The sequence below is a fragment of the Polynucleobacter sp. genome (genome assembly GCF_018500155.2).
Taxonomy (GTDB): Bacteria; Pseudomonadota; Gammaproteobacteria; order Burkholderiales; family Burkholderiaceae; genus Polynucleobacter.
This window is the reverse complement of record NZ_JAHBAK020000004.1, coordinates 1-5,045: the sequence shown is the minus strand read 5'-3', so window position 1 is coordinate 5,045 and position 5,045 is coordinate 1. Positions and strand designations below refer to the sequence as shown.

6 protein-coding genes are annotated in these 5,045 nt (G+C 45.2%); 4 read left to right on the top strand and 2 right to left on the bottom strand.

Annotated elements, in window-relative coordinates; translation table 11 throughout:
* The first annotated feature begins 244 nt into the window (after positions 1 to 244).
* Together KIH43_RS00350 and KIH43_RS00345 are read left to right on the top strand one after the other, a co-directional pair.
* The gene (locus tag KIH43_RS00350; protein WP_296967752.1) at positions 245 to 433 is read left to right on the top strand and encodes a hypothetical protein; all 189 of its coding nucleotides are present in this window, start codon (positions 245 to 247) and stop codon (positions 431 to 433) included.
* 126 nt (positions 434 to 559) lie between these two features.
* Positions 560 to 1,297, top strand: coding sequence for an ABC transporter substrate-binding protein (locus tag KIH43_RS00345; protein WP_297716629.1), 738 nt, complete (start codon positions 560 to 562; stop codon positions 1,295 to 1,297).
* A 12-nt stretch (positions 1,298 to 1,309) separates the two neighbouring features.
* Here the strand turns inward: KIH43_RS00345 and KIH43_RS00340 are convergent, their stop codons facing one another.
* Positions 1,310 to 2,725 carry an MBL fold metallo-hydrolase gene (locus KIH43_RS00340; RefSeq protein WP_297716627.1) on the bottom strand — a complete coding sequence of 472 codons (1,416 nt, stop codon included), beginning with the start codon at positions 2,723 to 2,725 and terminating at the stop codon, positions 1,310 to 1,312.
* 61 nt (positions 2,726 to 2,786) lie between these two features.
* On the opposite strand from KIH43_RS00340, the gene KIH43_RS00335 reads away from it, so the two are divergent.
* Together KIH43_RS00335 and KIH43_RS00330 are read left to right on the top strand one after the other, a co-directional pair.
* Positions 2,787 to 3,671 carry an NAD(P)H-hydrate dehydratase gene (locus KIH43_RS00335; RefSeq protein WP_297716626.1) on the top strand — a complete coding sequence of 295 codons (885 nt, stop codon included), beginning with the start codon at positions 2,787 to 2,789 and terminating at the stop codon, positions 3,669 to 3,671.
* Positions 3,672 to 3,677: 6 nt separating this feature from the next.
* A complete protein-coding gene (locus KIH43_RS00330; protein WP_297716624.1) occupies positions 3,678 to 4,655 on the top strand; it encodes a DMT family transporter in 978 nt (325 codons plus the stop codon).
* 14 nt (positions 4,656 to 4,669) lie between these two features.
* Here the strand turns inward: KIH43_RS00330 and KIH43_RS00325 are convergent, their stop codons facing one another.
* Positions 4,670 to 4,981, bottom strand: a complete 312-nt coding sequence (locus KIH43_RS00325; RefSeq protein WP_296967742.1) for a protein tyrosine phosphatase — start codon at positions 4,979 to 4,981, stop codon at positions 4,670 to 4,672.
* Between the last annotated feature and the right edge of the window lie 64 nt (positions 4,982 to 5,045).

Below are 5,045 nucleotides of genomic sequence, written 5' to 3'. Positions count from 1 at the left end.
AGATTTAAAAACTCTGTAATGGTTTGAGAATTATTCGTCGGCAGCTTTGGGCTCATATTCCTATCTTTAAAATGGGTGTGATTTCATCTTACACTCCTTGGCAAGTGAGCAAAGAGATCTCCAAATCCCTAGTATTAATACCTATTTTTGATGGTAGAAACGCGCTGTGGGGCTTATGAGCATTTACTGGAGAGCCAAGTAGGGTTAATATTGACAGAATTTCAACCAAATCGAAGGAAAATCCATGAGCAACCGTTCAATCATCATTATGGTACTAGTATTAGTTGGTGCCACAGCCTATCTACTACTTAAAGGTGATGGCGATATTGATATGGGTGGCGAGAAGCATGGTGCCGAAGCTGTCCACGTTGAAGAAGCTAAGAAGGATGCTCCTGCAGCTCCTGCAGCTCCTGCAGCAGACGCTAAGAAGTAATTCTCACGTCATAGAAAAAACCGCGGTTCGCCGCGGTTTTTTTGTCCTTATTGCATAAGAAGAATTTTTCTCCATGCTGCAGCTCTTAGCGTTTCCCATTCTAGTCTTAGCCAATGATCTCGCCCTATGAATACTATTGATTCCGCCATGATTTCTTCCTTTGCTCCCACTGGCACACTTCGTGTGGGCATCAATTTGGGAAATCCCATTTTGGCTAATGAGAATCCGCAAACACAAGAACTATATGGCATTACTATCGATATTGCTCATGAGATAGGCAAGCGTTTATCCCTTCCAGTAAAACTGACGCCATTTAAGACGGCAGGTAATACTGTGGATGCCGTGAAAACGGGTGAAATTGACTTGGTATTCGTAGCGATTGATCCAGTAAGAGGCGCAGACATTAGCTACACACCGCCTTACATCCAAATTGAGGGCGCATATATGGTAAAGACCGACTCCCCAATTCATGAAAATGATCAGGTTGATGCACTCAGCAATGAGATAGTGGTTGGCAAAGGCAGTGCCTATGACCTCTATTTATCAAGAGAAATCAAAAATGCAACCTTACTACGGGCAGCAAGCTCTCAAGCGGTGGTGGATGACTTTATGTCTGGCAAAGGGAATGTTGCTGCAGGTGTAAAACAGCAATTAGAAAGTGATGCCAAACGCTATGAAGGGCTACGCATGTTGCCGGGCCGATTTATGGTGATCAATCAAGCAATTGGTATTCCCAAAGCAAGACCACAATGTGAGCAAACTACGACATACCTGAGTGATCTCATTACTCAACTCAAGCAATCTGGTTTTGTTGCCAAGTCAATGCATGAACACAAAATTGAAGGAGCAAAAGTTGCCGAGTAAATCGGTCAGCATTTAACAATCGTAGGAATGTAGACGCTCAGGAACCATTACATTTCCCCAACCAAGATCCTCGCGTATACATTGCGCAAGAACAGAAGCAGCCTCGGGCTCACCATGCACAACAAAAATTTTGGATGGTGTTTCTTTAAACCCACGTAACCAGTCTAGTAAGCCAGCTTGATCAGCATGCGCTGACAAGCCCCCGATCGTGTGGACTGATGCCCTCACTGGTACATCCTCACCAAAAAGCCTGACCTTTTGCACTTTGTCTACCAAGCGTCTACCTAGACTACCGTAGGCCTGAAAACCTGTAATCACAATTGCGTTTTGTGCCCTTGGTAGATTATTGGCTAAATGATGGACAATCCTACCTGCGTCACACATGCCACTGGCGGAAATAATAATCGCGCCCCCTTTTATTTTATTGAGCGCTTTTGATTCCTCCACATCAGCAATAAAGCGCAGGTCAATCGCACTGGGATGACGTTTAAACCAATCCATTGTGGCTTGCGTCTGATGATCAAGTTGATTAAAGAAATGTTCAGTCAATTGAGTAGCTGCTGTAGCCATAGGTGAATCTACCCAGACTGACAAATGCGGCAGGCGCCCTCTCCTCACTAAATCAATGAGTAAAAATAATATCTCTTGCGTACGACCGACTGCAAACGCCGGAATGATGACATTGCCTTGCGCTTTCATCGTATCGCTAATGACCTGCACAAGCTCATCTTCTGTATCACTCAGAGTGCGGTGCAATCGATCGCCATAGGTTGACTCAACAACAACGACATCTGCCTGAGAGATCAACTCAGGATCAGGCATGAGGACCTTTCCTTTCATACCAATATCGCCAGAAAATACGCAACTCTTCTTTTTGACCCCATCTTCTTGAATATGAATTTCTGCGATCGCTGAGCCCAAAATATGGCCGGCATTATGAAATGTGAATTGCATGCCTGGAAGAGGCTCAATCCATTTTCCATAATCAATTGGAACAATCTGAGTTAAGGCACTCTCGACCTCTTGTCGAGAATATAGAACTACCGGCATTTCGCCGTGCCACTTTCCTAATTTAGCTTTACGCTCTGCACGCTCAAGATCGGCTAATTGCAAATGTGCGCTATCTGGCAGCAATATCTTCAATAACGCATGGCTCGCCTTAGTGCAGTAAATAGGTCCTGCGAACCCCTGTGCGCACAAGCGCGGCAATAATCCACTGTGATCAATATGCGCATGTGTGAGTATGACAAAATCCAAATCCTGCGGGGCAATAGGAAGTAGCTCAAGATTTTTATCGCTAGCTTCCCGGCCGCCTTGAAACATGCCGTAATCCACCAGAAAATGATGGGCTCTACCGGCAATATTTGCCTCAACCAAATGACGCGAACCCGTGACTTCTCCTGCGGCACCAAGAAATTGAATCTTCATGCTTAGAGGATACTCTCTTAAAATCCCCTCTGACTGTGTGATTTAGAGCGATACTTTAAAAATGACATTTAGCCCTGCCAAACTCGATATGCTTCATGCCATTGCACGCCTCAAGAGAGCGCCCAATGAGCATAAAGGTAATGCCGGTAAAGCAGTCTTGATTGGTGGCGCACCAGGAATGGCAGGCGCCCTTCTGCTAGCAGGAAAAGCCTGCCTTCACCTTGGATCTGGTTGGACCATCTTAGAAATGCTTGACCCATCTTCAGCAAAAGCGCACGATTTACAGCCAGAGTTGATGATTCGATTAGCCGAAGATGAACCAAATTTGGCGCTATCTCAAATTGCTGCAGATGTTATTGCGATTGGTCCCGGCCTTGGACAGTCTGAATTCGCATTCCAGTGGTTAAAAGCTTGTCTCGAGTACCCACGCGCTCCACTCATTTTGGATGCAGATGCACTCAATTTAATTGCGGATTCAGAGGTACTATTAAATGCTCTGCGACAACGCAACATAAAATTTCCAGGTCAAAGCGTCATTACCCCGCACCCTGGAGAGGCCGCCAAACTCTTAAAAACCAAAACGGAGAATATTCAGACCAATCGATTGGATGCTTTACAACAATTAGTTTCCTTAACGCAGTCGATTGTGGTTCTAAAAGGTCAACACTCATTAATAGCTAGCGCACATCATGAAGTATTACAGTGTGATGCAGGCAACCCTGGCATGGGTACCGGTGGCATGGGCGATGTACTAACAGGCAGTATCACTGCAATCGCAGCTCAAGGGGTTCGGCATCACATTGATTTATGGGAAGCGACCTGCATTGCAGTGGAGCTACATGCCACAGCAGCAGATGACTTAGTTCGTAAAGGCGTAGGCCCTATTGGCCTGACCCCCACTGAAACAATTTTAGAAATGAGATGCCTACTCAATAAACTGTTATAAAACAGCATGCAATCTCCTAGTGCAGCACATCACCATCAGCGTTACCTCTATGGCATTGTCATGGCAGGTATTGGCTCAATGCTTTTTTCTGGTAAAGCAGTATTGGTGAAGCTGGCTTTTGGATATGGCGCTAATGCTGAGACCTTACTAGCATTACGTATGTTGATGGCTCTACCCTTGTTTTGGACCGTGTATTGGTGGGAGGCTCGCCGCAAACCCATGAGTCCGATTACCTGGATTGATCGCGCAAAAATATTTTTTCTAGGATTCTTGGGATATTTTTTATCTAGTTATATTGATTTTCTAGGGCTGCAATACATTTCTGTTGGTCTAGAGCGGATTGTTCTTTATCTCACCCCGACGATTGTTCTTCTCATTTCATACTTTGCCTTGAATAAAGCAATCTCTAAAATGCAGTGGTACGCCCTTGTTGTTGGCTATTTAGGGGTTTTTGTTGTTTTCATTCAAGATGCAAGCTCGGGTGGGGCATATGCCTGGCTGGGAATGGCTCTCGTTTTTGGGAGCGCCTGCAGCTATGCTGCATATATGATTGGCGCCGGCGAAATGGTCAAACGGGTTGGTAGCGTTCGCCTTGTTGTACTTGCAAGCTCAGCGTCCGCTGTACTGAGCATCCTACAGTCGTCGCTTTATAACCCCAGCGCTGTATTTGAACAGGCTAATCAGGTTTACTGGCTGAGCTTATTGAATGCAAGCTTGTGCACTGTCATACCAATGCTACTGATCATGATTGCAATCAATCGAATTGGATCGCCACTGGTTGCACAAGCAGGCATATTGGGCCCGGTCTCTACGATTTTTTTAGGCTACTTTATCTTATCTGAACCTATTACCTGGTTGCAGATTGCGGGCATGACGTTAGTGATTGCCGCCATGTGGTTATTGGTCCGCAATGATGCGCCAAGAAAAAGGTCATCGGACTTTAAAAAATCAGATGACCTTGATGAAGTTGAACCCTTAAATTAAGGGGTATAGCCTGCTTACTGAGTATTAGTCGAAGCAGCTGGCTGAGGTGCTGTTTGGCTAGCAGGCTGTGCTACTGACTGAGCGGCTTTTGACTTTTTCTTCGATTTCTTTTTCGACTTCTTCTCTGCCTTTTTATCTTTTTTCACTTGCTTTTTTGTTTTCTTAGGGGCTGCTTGCTCAGTAGGCGCAGCCTCTGGTGCTGGGCTTGCTGCAGGCGCTGGGGCTGGAGCAGGCGCAGGATCCGCTGCCAATACTGCAACTGAAGATAAGCCTAACGATGCTGAAATAAGAGTTGCTATGCTAAAACGGGCGATACGAGAAGACATGCCATTCTCCAAAAAGTATTTAGATAATGAATAATACTGAAAAATAAATAAGAAATTATTTATT

Bases quoted from the DNA above. Each gene is read 5' to 3' on its own strand.
- KIH43_RS00350 (WP_296967752.1), top strand. From the start codon at position 245: ATGAGCAACCGTTCAATCATCATTATGGTACTAGTATTAGTTGGTGCC.
- KIH43_RS00345 (WP_297716629.1), top strand. From the start codon at position 560: ATGAATACTATTGATTCCGCCATGATTTCTTCCTTTGCTCCCACTGGC.
- KIH43_RS00340 (WP_297716627.1), bottom strand. From the start codon at position 2,725: ATGAAGATTCAATTTCTTGGTGCCGCAGGAGAAGTCACGGGTTCGCGT.
- KIH43_RS00335 (WP_297716626.1), top strand. From the start codon at position 2,787: ATGACATTTAGCCCTGCCAAACTCGATATGCTTCATGCCATTGCACGC.
- KIH43_RS00330 (WP_297716624.1), top strand. From the start codon at position 3,678: ATGCAATCTCCTAGTGCAGCACATCACCATCAGCGTTACCTCTATGGC.
- KIH43_RS00325 (WP_296967742.1), bottom strand. From the start codon at position 4,981: ATGTCTTCTCGTATCGCCCGTTTTAGCATAGCAACTCTTATTTCAGCA.